This is a genomic window from Mesorhizobium sp. L2C084A000, from assembly GCF_000502875.1.
Classification (GTDB): Bacteria; Pseudomonadota; Alphaproteobacteria; order Rhizobiales; family Rhizobiaceae; genus Mesorhizobium.
Genome location: NZ_AYWX01000003.1, coordinates 61,836 through 78,426, shown reverse-complemented (window position 1 = coordinate 78,426; position 16,591 = coordinate 61,836). Strand labels below are relative to the sequence as shown.

Annotated in this window: 16 protein-coding genes and 1 pseudogene; 4 read left to right on the top strand and 13 right to left on the bottom strand. The window is 62.5% G+C overall.

What is annotated here, in order from left to right; all coding sequences use genetic code 11:
* Positions 1 to 88: 88 nt before the first annotated feature.
* The 12 genes and pseudogenes from X735_RS156720 to X735_RS156770 all read right to left on the bottom strand — a co-directional run bounded on the left by X735_RS156720 (position 89) and on the right by X735_RS156770 (position 11,172).
* Positions 89 to 292 (bottom strand): DUF1778 domain-containing protein, encoded by a 204-nt coding sequence (locus tag X735_RS156720; RefSeq protein ID WP_023810230.1) that lies wholly within the window; start codon positions 290 to 292, stop codon positions 89 to 91.
* The gene (locus tag X735_RS156725; protein ID WP_023810229.1) at positions 292 to 909 is read right to left on the bottom strand and encodes a riboflavin synthase; all 618 of its coding nucleotides are present in this window, start codon (positions 907 to 909) and stop codon (positions 292 to 294) included. Before X735_RS156725 ends, X735_RS156720 begins: the two co-directional genes overlap by 1 nt.
* Positions 910 to 921: 12 nt before the next feature.
* Positions 922 to 2,037: a bifunctional diaminohydroxyphosphoribosylaminopyrimidine deaminase/5-amino-6-(5-phosphoribosylamino)uracil reductase RibD gene (gene ribD, locus X735_RS156730; RefSeq protein ID WP_023810228.1), complete on the bottom strand. Its 1,116-nt coding sequence runs from the start codon at positions 2,035 to 2,037 to the stop codon at positions 922 to 924.
* Positions 2,038 to 2,039: 2 nt separating this feature from the next.
* A complete protein-coding gene (gene nrdR, locus X735_RS156735; RefSeq protein WP_023810227.1) occupies positions 2,040 to 2,519 on the bottom strand; it encodes a transcriptional regulator NrdR in 480 nt (159 codons plus the stop codon).
* A 160-nt stretch (positions 2,520 to 2,679) separates the two neighbouring features.
* The gene (locus tag X735_RS156740; RefSeq protein WP_032909003.1) at positions 2,680 to 3,330 is read right to left on the bottom strand and encodes a hypothetical protein; all 651 of its coding nucleotides are present in this window, start codon (positions 3,328 to 3,330) and stop codon (positions 2,680 to 2,682) included.
* A gap of 76 nt (positions 3,331 to 3,406) precedes the next feature.
* Positions 3,407 to 4,720, bottom strand: a complete 1,314-nt coding sequence (gene glyA, locus X735_RS156745; RefSeq protein ID WP_023810225.1) for a serine hydroxymethyltransferase — start codon at positions 4,718 to 4,720, stop codon at positions 3,407 to 3,409.
* Positions 4,721 to 4,899: 179 nt separating this feature from the next.
* Positions 4,900 to 6,622: pseudogene (locus X735_RS01000000165690) on the bottom strand (Na+/H+ antiporter).
* Between the two features lie 142 nt (positions 6,623 to 6,764).
* Positions 6,765 to 8,018 (bottom strand): L,D-transpeptidase family protein, encoded by a 1,254-nt coding sequence (locus tag X735_RS156750; RefSeq protein WP_023810224.1) that lies wholly within the window; start codon positions 8,016 to 8,018, stop codon positions 6,765 to 6,767.
* A gap of 362 nt (positions 8,019 to 8,380) precedes the next feature.
* Complete coding sequence (locus tag X735_RS156755; RefSeq protein ID WP_023810223.1) at positions 8,381 to 8,779, bottom strand: hypothetical protein; 399 nt, start codon at positions 8,777 to 8,779, stop codon at positions 8,381 to 8,383.
* Between the two features lie 176 nt (positions 8,780 to 8,955).
* The gene (locus X735_RS156760) at positions 8,956 to 9,471 is read right to left on the bottom strand and encodes a winged helix DNA-binding protein (protein ID WP_008875359.1); all 516 of its coding nucleotides are present in this window, start codon (positions 9,469 to 9,471) and stop codon (positions 8,956 to 8,958) included.
* 238 nt (positions 9,472 to 9,709) lie between these two features.
* On the bottom strand, positions 9,710 to 10,132 hold the full coding sequence (locus X735_RS156765; protein WP_023810222.1) for a DUF6163 family protein: 423 nt from the start codon (positions 10,130 to 10,132) through the stop codon (positions 9,710 to 9,712).
* Complete coding sequence (locus tag X735_RS156770; protein WP_023810221.1) at positions 10,129 to 11,172, bottom strand: enoyl-CoA hydratase/isomerase family protein; 1,044 nt, start codon at positions 11,170 to 11,172, stop codon at positions 10,129 to 10,131. The genes X735_RS156765 and X735_RS156770 overlap by 4 nt, the downstream gene beginning before the upstream one ends.
* Before the next feature lie 247 nt (positions 11,173 to 11,419).
* Here X735_RS156770 and X735_RS156775 point away from each other — a divergent pair, with 247 nt between their 5' ends.
* The 3 genes from X735_RS156775 (at position 11,420) to X735_RS156785 (ending at position 14,181) form a co-directional block, all read left to right on the top strand.
* Positions 11,420 to 12,196 (top strand): DUF2066 domain-containing protein, encoded by a 777-nt coding sequence (locus X735_RS156775; protein ID WP_245273170.1) that lies wholly within the window; start codon positions 11,420 to 11,422, stop codon positions 12,194 to 12,196.
* A gap of 88 nt (positions 12,197 to 12,284) precedes the next feature.
* Complete coding sequence (hemB, locus tag X735_RS156780) at positions 12,285 to 13,316, top strand: porphobilinogen synthase (protein ID WP_023810219.1); 1,032 nt, start codon at positions 12,285 to 12,287, stop codon at positions 13,314 to 13,316.
* Positions 13,317 to 13,533: 217 nt separating this feature from the next.
* Positions 13,534 to 14,181, top strand: a complete 648-nt coding sequence (locus X735_RS156785) for a dihydrofolate reductase family protein (protein WP_023810218.1) — start codon at positions 13,534 to 13,536, stop codon at positions 14,179 to 14,181.
* A gap of 52 nt (positions 14,182 to 14,233) precedes the next feature.
* On the opposite strand, the gene ppk2 is transcribed toward X735_RS156785, so the two are convergent.
* The gene (ppk2, locus tag X735_RS156790; RefSeq protein WP_023810217.1) at positions 14,234 to 15,154 is read right to left on the bottom strand and encodes a polyphosphate kinase 2; all 921 of its coding nucleotides are present in this window, start codon (positions 15,152 to 15,154) and stop codon (positions 14,234 to 14,236) included.
* Positions 15,155 to 15,424: 270 nt separating this feature from the next.
* On the opposite strand from ppk2, the gene X735_RS156795 reads away from it, so the two are divergent.
* Complete coding sequence (locus tag X735_RS156795) at positions 15,425 to 16,468, top strand: aldo/keto reductase (RefSeq protein WP_023810216.1); 1,044 nt, start codon at positions 15,425 to 15,427, stop codon at positions 16,466 to 16,468.
* The last annotated feature ends 123 nt before the right edge of the window (positions 16,469 to 16,591 follow it).

Here is a 16,591-nt window from a genome sequence, read left to right as displayed (position 1 = left end):
CCGGTGACTTAGGCCGAAGCCGGGTTCATCGCAAGCGGAAGATTGTCCACGTTGCCGAAGGTCCGCAGAACTTATTGGTTTCCAGTGCTCATACGCCTGTATTGTGACGGTAGCCACGCACGGTATCGCGCAGACGATCGTTCACCGATCGAGGATTGATCAAGGCTTCAACGAAGACTCTGCTGTCGTTGACGGACAGATCGAGTTGCGAGTGCTCTTCGGTGTTCACATCGGCCTGCACCTCACGCATCAACTTGTCTTCCTGCGTGGAATTCACCCTGTCCTTGGTCATCAAAGCCCCTCTTTCGTCGCCTCCACCAGCCGCGCCGCATAGCGGGCCATGGTGTCGATCTCGAGGTTGACGCGGTCGCCGACCTTGCGCTCGCCCCAGGTGGTCACGGTCAGCGAATGGTGGATCAAAAGCACGTCGAAGCGCGTGCCTTCGACCTTGTTGACGGTGAGCGAGGTGCCGTCGAGCGCGACGGAGCCCTTGGGCGCGATGAACTTCGCCAGGTCGCGCGGCGCCTCCAGCGTGAAGCGCACGGCGTCGCCCTCATCCTTGCGCTCGACGATTTCGGCCATGCCGTCGACATGGCCCGAAACGATGTGGCCGCCGAGTTCGTCGCCGATCTTCAGCGCCCGCTCCAGATTGACCTTGGTGCCGGATTTCCAGCCCGAGGCCGTCGTCAGCCTCAGCGCCTCTTCCCAAGCCTCGACCTCGAACCAGCGCGCGTTCGAGCCGCTGTCGGGCAAGGCAGTGACTGTCAGGCAAACACCGCCGCAGGAGATCGAGGCGCCGATGGCGATGGTCTGCGGATCATAGGCGGTGTCGATGCGCAGCCCCACCCCTTCCCTGAGCGGCTCGACGGAAGCGACAGTGCCGACATCGGTGACAATTCCGGTAAACATTGGTGTTGATCCCTAGAGGTCTCTTATCCACTCGGCGTAGCTGTCTTCGCCGAAACGCATGTCGCGCAGTTTGCGAAATCCTGCCGGGATATGGTCGGCGTCGATCGGCGATGCAATGCCGTCGTCGCCGATCGCTTCCGGCCCCTGGAACAGCACAACGCGGTCGACCAACCCATCGGCCAGGAAGGCGCTCGCCACCTTGGCGCCGCCCTCGACCAGCACGCTGCCCATGCCGAGCGCGGCCAGATCCTCGAGCAGTTCCGGCAGAGCGATGCCGCCCTCATGTGTTTCAGTGCCGATGAAGCGCACGCCTGCGCGTTCGAGTGCTGCCCGCCGCAGCGGATCGGCCTCCAGGCAAGCGGCGACATAGAGCGGCACCCGGTCGACGCCCGAAACCAGCTTCGAGGCCTCCGGCAACCGGATCTGGCGGTCGAGCACGATGCGGGCAGGCGAACGGTTCTCCAGCCCCGGCAAACGCACCGTCAGGGCCGGATCATCCTCAAGGGCCGTCCCGATACCAACCAGTATGCCATCCGCCTCGGCCCGCATCAGATACACTTCGCGGCGCGCGATATCTCCGGTGATCGACACCTGCCCACCGCCTTCCCTGCCGATCTTGCCGTCGCTGGAAAGCGCAAGCTTGAGAATCACTTCCGGGCGTTTTCTCAATGATCGGATCAAATAGCCGGCCATCTGCTCGGCGGCTTGCTCGGCCAACACCTTCTCGACCACCTCGACACCGGCGGCACGCAGGATCGCGTAACCCTTGCCGGATACGCGCGAATCGGGATCGCTGGCCGCACCGACGACGCGTGCGACACCGGCATTGACCAGCGCATTGGCGCAAGGCGGCGTGCGGCCGTGATGGGCGCAAGGCTCCAGCGTGACGTAAGCGGTGGCGCCGCGCGCGAGGTCGCCGGCCTCGGCCAAGGCCTCGGTCTCGGCATGCGGGCGGCCGCCGACAGCGGTGACGCCGGTGCCGACGATCATCGGGCCATTGCCGTCATCGCGTACGATCAGCGTGCCGACGGAGGGGTTGGTCGCGGTGCGCCCGGCATTTTTTCGCGACAGTCTGAGTGCCGCCGCCATGAAGCGGCGATCAAGGGCGGCCTGTTCGCTTGCAGTCATGCTCAGCTGGCTTCCTCTTCACCCTTGATTTCGTCGCCCTTGAGCTCGCCCAGCAGTTCGTGGAAATCCTTGGCCTCGCGAAAATTGCGGTAGACCGAGGCGAAACGCACATAGGCGACATCGTCGAGCGATTTCAGCGCTTCCATGACCAGCCGGCCGACTTCTCCCGAAGCAACCTCAGTCTCGCCGGAACTTTCGAGCTGGCGCACGATGCCGGTCACCGCGCGGTCGATGCGCTCGGGATCGACATTGCGTTTGCGCACGGCGATCTCCACCGAACGCAGCAGCTTGTCGCGGTCGAAGGGTACTTTGCGGCCCGATTTCTTGACCACGACGAGGTCGCGCAACTGCACGCGCTCGAAGGTGGTGAAGCGACCGCCGCAATCGGGGCAGACGCGCCGCCTGCGGATCGCCGCGCCATCCTCGGCGGGGCGCGAATCCTTCACCTGCGTATCTTCTGACTGGCAATAGGGACAGCGCATGGAGAAGCCTTTGGTTGGCGAATCTGGTGAAGCGAAAGGCTTAGAGGTTTTTGCAGCGATGGCAAAGTGTCGCCAACAATCGCCCTTCATCGCACAGAGATAGCGAGGCGCAAGCAGGATTGCCAGCCTCGCCAGGCGGCCGCACAGCGTACCGATGTCTTCAGGGAGCGACGTCGGCGGTCGGAAATCCGCATGATGTGCCGAGACTTCGATAGGCCTTGGTGAAGCCGTCCATGGATATGCTTCCAACCGGCGCGTCGCCGAAGGAGACGTCAAGCACCGATGCCCGCCGCATGGCGCGCAGGAGCGCCAGGCTGGTCTTGGCCTGGTTGTCCACGGTCCAGCTGAGCCGGCCGTTTACGGCGCCATCAGAATGGAGTTTTGCGGCAACACGGCCCTTGTCGTCGCCGAAGGTGGCGGCGACGGACTTGCCGGCCGGCAGATCCTTGTTGTCGACGGCGATCGTTACGGACGGGTAGGCATCCGGCGGCAGTGCATCGCCGTTCGTGATGACGAGCGTCAAGGTACCGGGCACGCCGCCCGCGCCGATAAAGGCGGTCGAGGCAGCGCAGGTCTTGCGCAGATCCTCACCGGTGTCGACCTCGTCGACCAGGGTCGACCATCTGCCGAAAGTTTCGAGCTTGGGTGCCGGCTGGGCGGGCGCCGCCGGCTCGGCCTGAGGTGCGGGTTGCGCGGGCGCGGGTTGAGCAGAGGCGGTTTGCGCCAAGGCGATGCCGGGGAAAGGCACGGCGATCAAAGCGGCCAGAGCGCCAACGGCGCCAAGGTCGGCGAAACGAAATGGTCGCATCATCAAGGCTCCTGCCGGCCGCCCCGGCCTGCTGCAACGACGCTTGTCGTTGCAGCAGGCCGTAAGACTTCCTATCGCGTCAGCCCAGATAGGGATAGAGCGGGAAACGATCGGTCAGCGCCACGACCTTGGCCTTGACCGCTGCTTCGACAGCGGCATTGCCCTCGTCGGAATTCGCAACCTTGAGACCGTCCAGCACTTCGGCGATCAGCTTGCCGATCTCGCGGAATTCGGCCTGGCCGAAGCCGCGCGTGGTGCCGGCCGGGGTGCCGAGACGCACGCCCGAGGTGACGAACGGCTTTTCCGGGTCGAACGGAATGCCGTTCTTGTTGCAGGTGATGTTGGCGCGGCCCAGCGCCGCCTCGGCGCGCTTGCCGGTGGCGTTCTTGGGCCTGAGGTCGACCAGCATGAGATGGTTGTCGGTGCCGCCGGAGACGATGTCGAGACCAGTCTCCTTGAGGCTGGAGGCCAACGCCTTGGCGTTGGCGGCAACGCTCTCGGCATAGACCTTGAAGCCTGGCTTCAGCGCTTCGCCGAAAGCGACAGCCTTGGCGGCGATGACATGCATCAGCGGGCCGCCCTGCAGGCCTGGGAACACCGCCGAATTCATCTTCTTGGCGATGTCCTCGTCATTGCACAGGATCATGCCGCCGCGCGGGCCGCGCAGCGATTTATGCGTCGTGGTCGTCACGACATGGGCATGCGGCAGCGGCGACGGGTGCACGCCGCCGGCGACGAGGCCGGCGATGTGGGCCATGTCGACCATCAGATAGGCGCCGACCGCATCGGCGATCTCGCGAAAGCGCTTCCAGTCCCAAACGCGGGAATAGGCGGTGCCGCCGGCCAGGATCAGCTTCGGCTTGGTCTCGTGCGCTGTCTTCTCGATGGCGTCCATATCGAGCAGATGGTCGTCCTGGCGCACGCCATAGGAGACGACCTTGAACCATTTGCCGCTCATGTTGACCGGCGAACCATGGGTCAGATGGCCGCCGGAATTGAGGTCGAGGCCCATGAAAGTGTCGCCGGGCTGCAACAGCGCCAGGAAGACGGCCTGGTTCATCTGGCTGCCGGAATTCGGCTGGACGTTGGCGAAGTTGCAGCCGAACAGCTTCTTGGCGCGCTCGATGGCCAGTTCCTCGGCCACGTCGACGAACTGGCAGCCGCCATAGTAGCGCTTGCCCGGGTAGCCCTCGGCATATTTGTTGGTCATGATCGAGCCCTGCGCCTCAAGCACCGCGCGGGAAACAATGTTTTCCGAGGCGATCAGCTCGATCTCGTGACGCTGGCGACCGAGTTCGTTGCGGATGGCGCCGAAAATCTCCGGATCGGCATCGGCCAGCGTGGTTTCGAAGAAGGATTCGAATTTGTTCGACACTGCCGCTGCTGTTGCCATGGCCTGAAATCCTCGGGGTTCGGGGGCAATTTTCGATTTATGCAAGTCGTTGTCCCAAAACCGCTGCACACTTTTGGGCGACTTGCATTTGCCGGGCCATTAACACAGTTGTTTTCGCCCCGCCACGTTTGCGGCGCGAAATTTGCTGGCCGGATTGCGCCAGCGAAGCCTTCAGGTCGCTATTTCCTCGCCTTGCGGCCTCTCAGCAAGGCCTCGGTGAGCGTGATCTCGGTAAACAGCGCCTGCGACGTGTGGTCGTTGATCTCGCCCCGGCGAAACATGGCGCGTACGGCCTCGCGCTCGGCTTCGATGCCCGCAAATCTCAGCTCGAGTTCCAGCCTTCCGGCTTCGCGCGCCTCAGCGCGGGCCTCATCGGCTTCGTCCGAGGCGGCGATGCGGCGCCGGTAGCCGGCGACGATGCTGTCGGCGGCGGCAAGCCTGGCGCCGGGCACCTCGCCTCCCTCATCGTCACCAACTCCAGCGATGCTCTCGATGCGTGCGATTGCCGCCTTGGCGGCGCCGACACGCGCCAGGCGCTCCTCGGCTGCGCCGGCATCCTCGCCCGGTTCGACCAGCCCCCTGGCGATCGTCGGCAGAGCGAGGCTGGCGAAGACCAGCGAACAGATGATGACGCCAGCGGCCAGGAAAATGACCAGGTCGCGCGCCGGAAAAGGCGAGCCGTCCGGCATGGCGAGCGGCAGCGACAATATGCCGGCCAGCGTAATGGCGCCGCGCACGCCGGCCACCGAACCGGCAAGCCGCACGCGCAACCCGAACGGCTCCACCTTGCGCTTGCCCAGACGCGCGGCGATGCCGGCCGCGATATCGCCCACCCAGATCCACAGGAAGCGCAACGCGATCAGGCACAGCGTCAGCGCGATGACGGTCGCGATCGGCTGGATGATCGGGTGCAGGCTCATGAGTTCCGGCGGCACATGGCGGATGATGTCGGGAAGCTGCAGGCCGAGCACGATGAAGAGAGCGCCGTTGAAAACGAAGGAAAGCGTCGTCCACAGCGACATCGTCTGCATGCGCGCCGAGACACCGAGGAAGCGAAACACGCCGGAGCCGCCGGTGAGCAGGCCGGCGGTGACCGCCGCCAGGATGCCGGAAGCTCCGACATGCTCGGCGCCGAGATAGGCGATGAAGGGCAGCAGGACCATCACCAGCACCTGCGCCTCGGCCGGCACGCCGCCGATCCGGTTGAGCAGTTGCAGCAGCTTGGCGGCAACGAACAGCGCCGCCACGCCGATCAGGATGCCGATCGCCACGGCATAGAGAAAACTGAGCGAAGCCGCGGCAAGGGAAAAGCTGCCGGTCAGCACCGCCGCGACGGCAAAGCGGAACATGACCAGCCCCGACGCATCGTTGAGCAGCGACTCGCCTTCCAGAATGTGCATCAGCCGCGCCGGGACGACATTTCTGTCGACGATCGAGGACACGGCCACCGCGTCGGTCGGCGACAGCACCGCGGCGAGCGCGAAAGCGACGACCAGCGGGATGCTCGGCACCAGCCAGTGCAAGGCGTAGCCGAAGCCGACGATGGTGAAGAAGACGAGCCCTATGGCAAGATCGAGGATCGGTCTGCGCAGCGCCANAGGCGTAGCCGAAGCCGACGATGGTGAAGAAGACGAGCCCTATGGCAAGATCGAGGATCGGTCTGCGCAGCGCCATCAATTCACGCTTCGGCGCGCCATAGGCATCGCCGAACAGCAGCGGCGGAATGAACACCAGCAGAAACAGTTCCGGATTGATCTCGACATGGATGCCGCGCACCGGCCAGGCGAGCGCGGCACCGATCGCAATCTGCAGCACCGGCAACGGTACCCGCACCAGGCGAACCAGAGCGCCGGAAAGCGCCACGAAGACGAGCACGACCAGAATGAAGACGGCGACTTCCATGGTCCGGTTCCAGGCTTTCCGCCGACCATGCGCGCAAAGCCGGCCGATCCGTCCAGCCGCCCGTCCCGTGAAAAACGCCGCGGCACCCAATCAATAAAAAGGCCGCCCTGAGAGGCGGCCTTTTTAGATAAGAATCAAATGCTTACAGCGCAGACGTGATCTGCAGTTCGTTGTTGCCATCAAGCGCGTAGACGTCGTCGCGGAACTGCACCACGCCCGGACCGGTCGACCAAGCCGAGAGATAGAGGAAGTGGACCGGCACCGGATTGGTGACCTGGATCGGCGTGTTTTCACCGGTCTTGATCGCCGCCTCGAAATGCTGGCGATCCCAGCCGGGCGTGTCGCGCAGGATCCAGGTGACGAGGTCGCGCACATTCTGCACGCGCACGCAGCCCGAGGAATCGAAACGCAGCATCTTGCCGAACAGGCTCTGCTGCGGCGTGTCGTGCATGTAGACGCCGTCAGGGCTCGGGAAATTGATCTTCACCGAGGCCATGGCGTTTTCCGAGCCGGGATCCTGGCGGAAACGGTACTTGGCGGCGTCGTCGGTCGACCAGTCCACATTCATCGGATCGACTTCGCTGCCATCGGGCGCGAACAGGCGGATGTGGCTGTTCTTGAGATAATCGGGATTTTTCCGCATCAGCGGAATGATGTCCTTGCGCACGATCGAGACGGGCGCGTTCCAGTATGGATTGACGATGATCTCATTGATCTTGGAATTGACGATCGGCGTCTGCCGGTCGATCTTGCCGACGATCGCGGTGTGGCGAAGCACGACGCGATCGTTCTCGACCGCTTCGACCTGCGCTGCCGGAATGTCGACCAGCACGTAGCGGCTGCCCAGCGTGCCGGCCTTCTCGCGCAGCCGTTGCAGATTGGTCTGCAGCTGGCCGAGCCGGATCTGCGCCGAAACGTTCATCGCCGCATAGGTGTATTTGCCGAGCGCACCATCGGCAGGCAGACCGTGGCGCAGCTGGAAGCGCTTGACCGCCGAGTCGACATAAGAATCGAAAGCCGTCGAAATGCCGGCGCTCTGCGACAGGTCGCCGGAAACCATCAGCCGCTTGCGCAACGGCACCACATCGGGATCATCGACGCCAAGCTGCAGCTTCTTGGTCGCGGGAACCTCGACCCAGCCACCCTGCCCGACAATGTTCTGGTATTGCCCGACCGCCTGTTCCGTGAAGGCGACGGTCTGCGGGCTGAAGATCGGCAGCGTCGAGGCCACCTTGCCGCCCTCGCTGGCGCGGGCGTCGAACTGGTCGTCCCAATTGCCGCGCGCCGAGGATTTCAGGATATCACCGATCACATCTTGCGCATTGGCGCCGCCGGCGACCACCGCTGCTGCGAGCGCGGAGGCTCCGGAGAGGAAAAAACGACGGCTGGTTCTCATGGACGTTCCAGACATTTGTAGCAGTTCGATCACTTGCTGCGTTGATCACCGGGCGATCTCGCCCGCACTGTAAAATTGGCAATCTTAACAATTAGCCAACCATGCTCCGTATCACCTTGGTGTGACAGCGCCCAGGCGCGATACAGATTGCGGGTGAACGCATGGTCTTCACACCAGCATCACTGCCACTCTCGGTTCCATTGGAATATGGCGGCAACGTGGCCTTGGCCCGCGATTTGCATCGGGCGCCGCAGCGAAATGAAAGGCCCGTGCTTTTTCGGTATCGATCGGCATCCTTGATCGCGTCAAGCAGACGGCGGTTCGGCCGCTCCACGAGACGCGCTGCCTATCCTCACGATCCCTCAGTGTGAGGTTTCAACCTTTGGGCCCGGACCTAGCTTCGCCTTCAATTCCGAACATCGTTGCAACACCTCATGCTGGGGGTAGCGCAGGACTTTGTTGTCCTCGAGTTTGAGCAGCAGCTCCCGCCTCTTGTCTGTGCTCTCGCCGTCCGTACACGTCATATCCAGGATGACGACATCCAGGCGGTTGATCTTCTGAACCTTGTCCAACGTGCAGCGGACCTCCCACATTTCCATTGCTTTGTCGGTAAACGTCACTATCGAGTCATTGTTGTCACAGGGCTCGCTGCCTTCCCCAGCGAAAGAATCCTTCCACCATTCCTCGGCAAAAGCCGTTTGCGAGACCAACAAAAGCACTGCGGCAACCGAGCAAATCTTCGTGCGTTTTCCCTCACCCATAACGCGCCCCTCCAGGCCGTGACATTAGGCACTGCTGCAGCGAAAGCAAACCTGGCCGGATATTTGGGCTTTGGGATCAGGAAAAGAAAAGGCCGATGCCTCTCGGCACCGGCCCTGACTGAAGGTCGATATTTCGGCCGCGCTTCTGTGGCGCGGGCCGGATCCGATGCGACGCCTTACATCCGGTAGGCGATGGTGTCGTTCCAGAAGCGGTCGAGCCGCTGCAAAGCGCGGTTCATCTGCTTGAACTCGTCGGTGTTGATGCCGCCGACCTGTTCGATCGAGCCGACATGACGCTCGTAGAGGCCGGCAACGACCTCCGCCACCTCGTTGCCCTTCGGCGTCAGCGAGACACGGACCGAACGGCGGTCGATGCGCGAGCGCTGGTGGTTGATGAAGCCGAGATCGACCAGCTTCTTCAGATTATAGGAGACGTTCGAGCCGAGATAGTAGCCACGCGAGCGCAGCTCGCCGGCGGTCAGCTCGGAATTGCCGATATTGAACAGCAGCAGCGCCTGGATGGCATTGATGTCGGAACGGCCGTTGCGGTCGAATTCGTCCTTGATCACATCAAGCAGGCGGCGGTGCAGCCGCTCAACAAGCTGCAGCGATTCCATGTACAGGGAACGGATAGCCTCGCGGCGATCGTCGGATACGTTGGCGGTCTTCGCCGCCGGACGCGAATTGATCATTGTCTTTGCCTCTCGTTTGTCGCCCTGGTGATTTTTTGTTTTTCACCTTGATCGCGACACTATCGAATACTCATAAAATTCGACTTAAACGCTAGGGCTAACAAGAGCTTACCGGTAAGAGGTTTCGCAAGAGGCTTAACGAACGGTCACCCGAGCAAGGATAATTAACCTAAAGATTTCGGCAACGATTGCGGGGCTCATTCGAGGCGACAGCCGGGCCGCCAATGTGCTCAAGGGCTTAGTGGCGGACCGGGCGCTTCTGCAGGTAGATGACGACGCGGAAGACAATGTAGAGCACCGCCACCGCCGCATGCGAGACGACAATCAGCAAGCGATGGCCGAATAGCTCGGGAAAGCCGGCATACATGACCGTCTCGGTCACCGCGCAAATGAACCAGATCACCGGGCCCCAGGACGCCAGCATCCACAGGCCGGCAGCGGCAAAGGGGAAGAACACGGCGAGCACCACCGCCGCGACCTGCCAGTGCACGGGCATCAGGTCGAAACGCCACAGTGTGCCCGGATAAAAGCCGATCAGCCTGATCCAGTAGAGAATGCCGAACAGCAGGCAGTAGCCCGATATGACGCGCTGGAACCAGGCGAAGATCACCTCCACCCCGGAGGGCTGCAGCACGACGCGCCTCGAGGTCACCTCGCTCATATCAAGAGTTCCCGTTCGCCGAGCGGGGCGAAATAGGCGTCGACATCCGCTTCGCTAACCGCAGCGAGGCTTGCCGGCCGCCATTGCGGCTTCGAGCCCTTGTCGATGATGGCGGCGCGGATACCTTCGTAGAAATCATGGCCGGCGAGCATCCGGTTGAGGATGCGGAACTCCATTTTCATGCAGGTTTCCATGGACAGCGTCAGTCCGGCGCTGATCTGCCGCCAGGCGACGCGCAGGCTGGTCGGCGAGCGGGTGCGGATCGTCGCCAGTGTCTTTGCCGCGAACTCGTCGGCGGCGGCCGCACGCTCGAGGCTGTCGATGACGCGGTTCAGGGACGGTTGCGAAAAATGGCGAACAATCGCCTCCAGCGTCGGCCTGTCGGTTTCTCGCCTTGCCTGCACGAAGAAGCCGCGCAGCACCGATTCCGGATCGCCGGTCAGCGCCAGGCGGTCGAGGAAGCCAGCCTGGTCCTCGGCCTTGATGGTATGGGTGGCCAGCCCCGACCACAGCGCATCGCCATAGCGGATGCGATTGCCGGTCAGCGCCAGATACATGCCGAAGGAGCCGCCGAGATCAGGCAGCAGGTGGCTGGCGCCAACATCCGGAAAAAAGCCGATGCCGACCTCCGGCATGGCAAATTGGGCATTCTCGGTCATCACCCGGTGCGAGCCATGGAAGGAGATTCCGACACCACCGCCCATGACGATGCCGTCGATCAGGGCCACATAAGGTTTCCTATAACTGTTTATGCGGGCGTTGAGGCGATATTCGTCGGCGAAGAACTCGACCGGCGGTTTTCCCGCCCGGCCTGTCTCATAGACATGCAGGATATCGCCGCCGGCCGAAAAGGCCCTGCCCTCGGCCCTGACGACGACGACATCGACGCCCTGGTCGGTCTCCCAGGCGGAAAGGGCAGCGTCGAGCGCCCCGATCATGCGGTGCGTCAAGGCATTGAGCGCCTGCGGCCGCGTCAAGGTGACGACGCCGGCCCGGCCCAGATGTTCGAAGCGGATCTCGTCGCCTCCGCCAAAATCCATCGTGAAGAATCCCTCCCCCGGCCGCCGGGACTGAAGTGCTAAAGCGTGGCGCATGGGTGCGTCAATGGCGAGCACACCGGTGCAAGCTCTGGCCCGGACCAGGAGCCGGTACTAAAAATCGAGCTGCAATACTGAAAAACTGGATAGAGTTCATTGCAGCGCAGCTCTGGCGGGTCTTCGAACGGGACGATTGGTTATGACTCGATTTTCACGCTTTGCGCCGGTGGCAATTGGGCTGAGCATCTGCTTGGCTGTTCACCCTGTCATGGCGGGGACTTTGGAAGACCTCTACAGTTCGCAGACCATCGTCAACGGCAAGTACGAGAAGAACCGCCAGTCCGGCTTCAAGCGCTGTCTCGACGCGGTTCTGGTGCGGATTTCCGGTGATCAGCGCCTGCCGGCGAAACCTGAAATGACGGTATTGCGTGATAAGGCCGGCAGCTTCGTCGCTGGCTTTCGCTACCGCGACCGCATGGAAGGCATTCCCAACCATGACGATCAGGGCACGTACGATCGGCCTCATAATCTTTATTGCCAGTACAAGCCGGCTGACATCGACCCGGTGCTGGCTTCGCTCGACAGCAGGCCGTGGCTGACCGAGCGGCCACGGCTGGCGGTGTTTTTGGTGACCGAACGCGGCCCAAGGCATGCCGCGCTCGATGCCAATGACGAGCGCGGCATGCTGATGCGCGAATCCTTCAGCAATGCCGCCGCGCCACTGGCCATGCAGGTGAGTTTTCCAACGGCAGCACTGCTGTCGCAGGCCGGGCTGGACGATCAGACACTTCGCAACGCCGAGATGACCAAGCTCGACAGCATCGCGAAAAAGGCCGGTGCCGACCAGGCGCTTTCCGGCAACCTTGTCTGGAGCGACAAGGAACTGGGCTGGATCGCCGACTGGCGGCTGGCCATGGCCGGCAAGACCTACATCTGGCAGGTGCGCGGTGTCGGCTTCGACGAAGCTTTCCGTGTCGCCATCAGGGGCGCAGCACAGATTCTGTCAGGCAATGGGCAACCCGAATAGACCTCGACCGCGTCGCTGGCACAATCGTGCCGCATTGGTCAGCAACGGGAGCTCGTGGTAAAAGCCTGCCCGAACGAGAGTATTGGCGATGAACAAATTCACCCCCGCAAAGCCCGCCGGCGCGCGCGGCGTCGACGAGATCACCGGCAGCCGCCGTCTGCGCCGCATGCGCAAGGCCGACTGGTCGCGCCGTCTCGTGCAGGAGAACCGGCTCACGGTCGACGACCTGATCTGGCCGATCTTCGTCGTCGAGGGCAAGGGTGTCCGCGAGCCGATCGCCGCCATGCCCGGCGTCTTCCGCCTGTCGATCGATCTCGCCGTCAAGGAGGCCGAGCGCGCGGCAAAACTCGGCATTCCGGCACTCGCCACCTTCCCCAATGTCGACATCTCGCTGCGCGACCAGACCGGCTCGCACATCCTCGATCCCAACAATGTCATCAACCGCGCCACCCGTGCGATCAAGGATGCGGTGCCGGAGATCGGCATCATCACCGACGCAGCGCTCGACCCGTTCACCAGCCACGGCCATGACGGCATCCTGCGCGACGGCATCATCGTCAACGACGAGACAGTGGAACAGGTGACCGCCGCTGCTGTCATCCAGGCGGCCGCCGGTGCCGACATCATCGCGCCGTCCGACATGATGGACGGCCGCATCGGCGCCATCCGGGACGCGCTTGACGCCAATGGTTTCCAGGATGTGGCGATCATGTCCTATGCGACCAAATTCGCTTCGGCCTTCTACGGCCCCTATCGCGAGGCGGTGGGCACCGCCGGCCTGCTCAAGGGCGACAAGAAGACCTATTACATCGACCATGCCAATTCCGACGAAGCGGTGAGAGAGGCCGAACAGGACATTGCCGAGGGCGCCGACATGCTGATGGTCAAGCCCGGCCTGCCCTATCTCGACATCATCCGGCGGCTGAAAGACGAGTTCCAGATGCCGACCTTCGCCTACCAGGTGTCGGGCGAATATTCGATGATCAAGGCGGCAGGCGCCAATGGCTGGATCGACGGCGAGAAGGCAATGCTGGAATCGCTGCTCGCCTTCAAGCGCGCCGGCTGCGACGGCATTTTGACCTATTTCGCGCCCGAGGTGGCGGAGCTGCTCAAGGGGTAATTTCTCTTCCGACGATGACCGGTCGCGGCAACCAATGTCGGCGAATCCGCTTCGACATCCCTACCAATTTCCGGCTCCTGGCCGGGGAATCCATAGCGGGGGTCGCTTGACCCCTAGCCTGGGCTTCGTTCGCGCTTGAAATACCGCTTGCAATTCACAATCAGTTTGATACAAAACAACTGCTTGCAAAATACAACTGGTTATCGAGGAGGCTCGCATGTCCAAACTTCGCGTCAACGCTTTCACCCTGTCGCTCGACGGCTATGGCGCCGGTCCCGATCAGGATCTGCAAAATCCTCTCGGCGTCGGTGGGGAATCCTTGCACAAGTGGTTTGTCGACACCCGCACCTTCCGTGAGATGGTTCTCGGACAAGATGGCGGCACCACCGACGTCAACGAGGCGTTCGCGGCGCGCAGCTTCGAAAATGTCGGCGCCTGGATCCTCGGCCGAAACATGTTCGGACCGATCCGCGGCGAGTGGCCTGACGACAGCTGGAAGGGCTGGTGGGGCGACAACCCGCCCTATCATGTGCCGGTTTTCGTGCTCACCCATCACAAGCGGGAACCGATCACGATGGAGGGCGGCACCACTTTCCACTTCGTCACTGACGGTATCCATTCAGCTCTTGAACAGGCTAAGGCTGCCGCTGGCGGCAAGGACGTGCGGGTCGGCGGCGGCGTCGCCACCATCCGGCAATATCTGCAGGAAAAACTGATCGACGAGATGCATCTGGCGATCGCGCCGGTGCTGCTGGGCACGGGCGAGAACCTTTTTACCGGCCTGGACATGCTCAAGCTCGGTTATGTCTGCAACGAGCAGGTGGCGACGCCGCTCGCCACGCACGTCATCATCAAGCGGGCGTAGGTGGAGAGCCAATCTCCCCCCCCTCGGGGGGGAGATCGCAGCTTCGTCTATCTCAATACTTCTCCGACACGTAAAGCTCGCGCGGCAGCACTTGGCGTTCGTATTCGGGGTTGAAGACGCGCTCCGGCAGCGTGATCTCCTCGTGCGGCACCTCCTCGTAGGGCAATTGCTTGAGCAGATGGTCGATGCAGTTCAGCCGCGCGCGCTTCTTGTCGTTGCCCTCGACGATGAACCAGGGCGCTTCCGGGATGTTGGTGCGGGCGAAGGTCTCTTCCTTGGCCTTGGTGTATTGCTCCCAGCGCACGCGCGACTGCAGGTCCATCGGCGACAGTTTCCACTGCTTCATCGGATCATGGATGCGCATCAGGAAGCGCATCTGCTGTTCCTCGTCGGTGATCGAGAACCAGTATTTGACCACGGTGATGCCCGAGCGGACCAGCATGCGCTCGAACTCCGGCACGTCGTGAAAGAATTCTTCGACCTGATCGGGCTGGGCAAAGCCCATCACCCGCTCGACGCCCGAGCGGTTGTACCATGAGCGGTCGAACAGCACGATCTCGCCGCCGGCCGGCAGATGCGGGACATAGCGCTGGAAATACCATTGCGACTTTTCGCGCTCGGTCGGCGCCGGCAGTGCCACGACACGGCAGATGCGCGGATTGAGCCGCTGGGTGATGCGCTTGATGACGCCGCCCTTGCCGGCCGAGTCGCGTCCCTCGAAGATCACCACCAGCTTCTTCTTGTGGTAGGCGACCCAGGACTGCAGCTTGATCAATTCGGACTGCAGGCTGATCAGGTCGCGAAAATATTGCATGCGATCGATCGAAGGCGGATGCGAATTCTTGTAGATCTTGGCGATCTCCATCGACAGCGCCGGCTCCGACATTTCGAGCTCATAGTCTTCGTCGAGCGTGTCGGCGAGTTCGGCTTCAAGCCAATCCCTGGCCGCAGAATTCTGTTTTAGCTCGGTCATTATCGGCTGCTCCACTTGCAAGCTCTGTCGATCGGCGCCCCAAACTCCCGGCTTACAGCCCGGAACGGCAACGCCTGAGCCGACTTCAATATAGGCCCGCAATGACGGTTTTATTGCAGCCTGACCTGATCGCCATCACTGCAAAAACCCGCGAGGCATGATCGATCCGCCGCCCTGGCATGGAGACATACCGCGCAAATTGTCCTACAAATAGCAGCCACATTCGGGCGCCCTTCCCAACCCCTTCTCAATGCAATCGCGAGGACCGACATGGAATACCGCACTCTCGGCCGTTCCGGCCTGAAAGTATCGACGCTGACCATGGGCACCATGACTTTCGGCGGCGCCGGCGCATTTTCGGCTGTCGGCAAGACCGACCTCGACGAGGCGCGCCGGATGATCGATCTCTGCATCGACGCCGGCATCAATGTCATCGACACTGCCAACGTCTATTCGAACGGCATTTCCGAAGAAATCATCGGCGAAGCGCTCGGCGGCAAGCGCAAGGGCGACGTGCTGATCGCCTCCAAGGCACGGATGCGGATCGGCAAAGGTCCGAACGATGAAGGCCTGTCGCGCCATCACCTGATCCGCGAATGCGAGAAGAGCTTGAAGCGGCTCAGGACAGACGTCATCGACATCTATTTCCTGCACGAATGGGATGGCGTGACACCGCTGGAGGAAACCATCGCCGCGCTCGATACGCTGGTTGCCCAGGGCAAGATCCGCTATGTCGGCTGCTCCAACTATTCCGGCTGGCAGGTGATGAAGGCGCTCGGCGTCAGCGACAGCCATCATCAGCCGCGCTTCGTTTCGCAGCAGATCCACTACACGCTGGAAGCGCGCGAAGCGGAGTACGAACTGCTGCCGATTTCCGTCGACCAGGGATTGGGCGTTCTGGTCTGGAGCCCGCTTGCCGGCGGATTGCTGTCCGGCAAATACCGCCGCGACAGCCCCACCGCCCGCCAGCTTGCAGGCTGGTCGGAACCGCCGATCCGCGACGAGGACCGGCTGTGGCGGATCGTCGATGTGCTTGTCGAGATCGGCGCGCAGCGCGGCGTGTCGGCAGCGCAGGTGGCGCTGGCCTGGCTGCTTGGCCGGGCGGCCGTCAGTTCGCTGGTGATCGGCGGCAGGACGGAAACGCAGTTCCGGGACAACATCGCGGCGGCAAGCCTGGTGCTTTCCGGCGAGGAGCGCGAGCGCCTCGACGTGGTGAGCCGGCCGCCCTTGCTCTATCCCTACTGGCACCAGCAATTGACGGCAAAGGACCGGTTTGGCGCCGCCGATCTGGTGATTGACCGAAGCGGCATCTGATCGGCAAATCGACGGCGATAGGTATCGGCCGCCGCAATGATGAGCCTGGCCCCTTCATTGCAACGCGCATCTTGCAAGCCTGGCCATCATCGACGCACTATCGCTTCAGCTGTTGTGTTTGAC

What these genes read in the sequence shown, in the direction of transcription:
- glyA (WP_023810225.1), bottom strand. Translation starts at nt 4,720, where the DNA reads ATGGCAACAGCAGCGGCAGTGTCGAACAAATTCGAATCCTTCTTCGAA.
- X735_RS156740 (WP_032909003.1), bottom strand. Translation starts at nt 3,330, where the DNA reads ATGATGCGACCATTTCGTTTCGCCGACCTTGGCGCCGTTGGCGCTCTG.
- hemB (WP_023810219.1), top strand. Translation starts at nt 12,285, where the DNA reads ATGAACAAATTCACCCCCGCAAAGCCCGCCGGCGCGCGCGGCGTCGAC.
- X735_RS156785 (WP_023810218.1), top strand. Translation starts at nt 13,534, where the DNA reads ATGTCCAAACTTCGCGTCAACGCTTTCACCCTGTCGCTCGACGGCTAT.
- X735_RS156770 (WP_023810221.1), bottom strand. Translation starts at nt 11,172, where the DNA reads ATGGATTTTGGCGGAGGCGACGAGATCCGCTTCGAACATCTGGGCCGG.
- X735_RS156765 (WP_023810222.1), bottom strand. Translation starts at nt 10,132, where the DNA reads ATGAGCGAGGTGACCTCGAGGCGCGTCGTGCTGCAGCCCTCCGGGGTG.
- X735_RS156725 (WP_023810229.1), bottom strand. Translation starts at nt 909, where the DNA reads ATGTTTACCGGAATTGTCACCGATGTCGGCACTGTCGCTTCCGTCGAG.
- X735_RS156795 (WP_023810216.1), top strand. Translation starts at nt 15,425, where the DNA reads ATGGAATACCGCACTCTCGGCCGTTCCGGCCTGAAAGTATCGACGCTG.
- X735_RS156720 (WP_023810230.1), bottom strand. Translation starts at nt 292, where the DNA reads ATGACCAAGGACAGGGTGAATTCCACGCAGGAAGACAAGTTGATGCGT.
- nrdR (WP_023810227.1), bottom strand. Translation starts at nt 2,519, where the DNA reads ATGCGCTGTCCCTATTGCCAGTCAGAAGATACGCAGGTGAAGGATTCG.
- ppk2 (WP_023810217.1), bottom strand. Translation starts at nt 15,154, where the DNA reads ATGACCGAGCTAAAACAGAATTCTGCGGCCAGGGATTGGCTTGAAGCC.
- X735_RS156760 (WP_008875359.1), bottom strand. Translation starts at nt 9,471, where the DNA reads ATGATCAATTCGCGTCCGGCGGCGAAGACCGCCAACGTATCCGACGAT.
- X735_RS156755 (WP_023810223.1), bottom strand. Translation starts at nt 8,779, where the DNA reads ATGGGTGAGGGAAAACGCACGAAGATTTGCTCGGTTGCCGCAGTGCTT.
- X735_RS156750 (WP_023810224.1), bottom strand. Translation starts at nt 8,018, where the DNA reads ATGAGAACCAGCCGTCGTTTTTTCCTCTCCGGAGCCTCCGCGCTCGCA.
- ribD (WP_023810228.1), bottom strand. Translation starts at nt 2,037, where the DNA reads ATGACTGCAAGCGAACAGGCCGCCCTTGATCGCCGCTTCATGGCGGCG.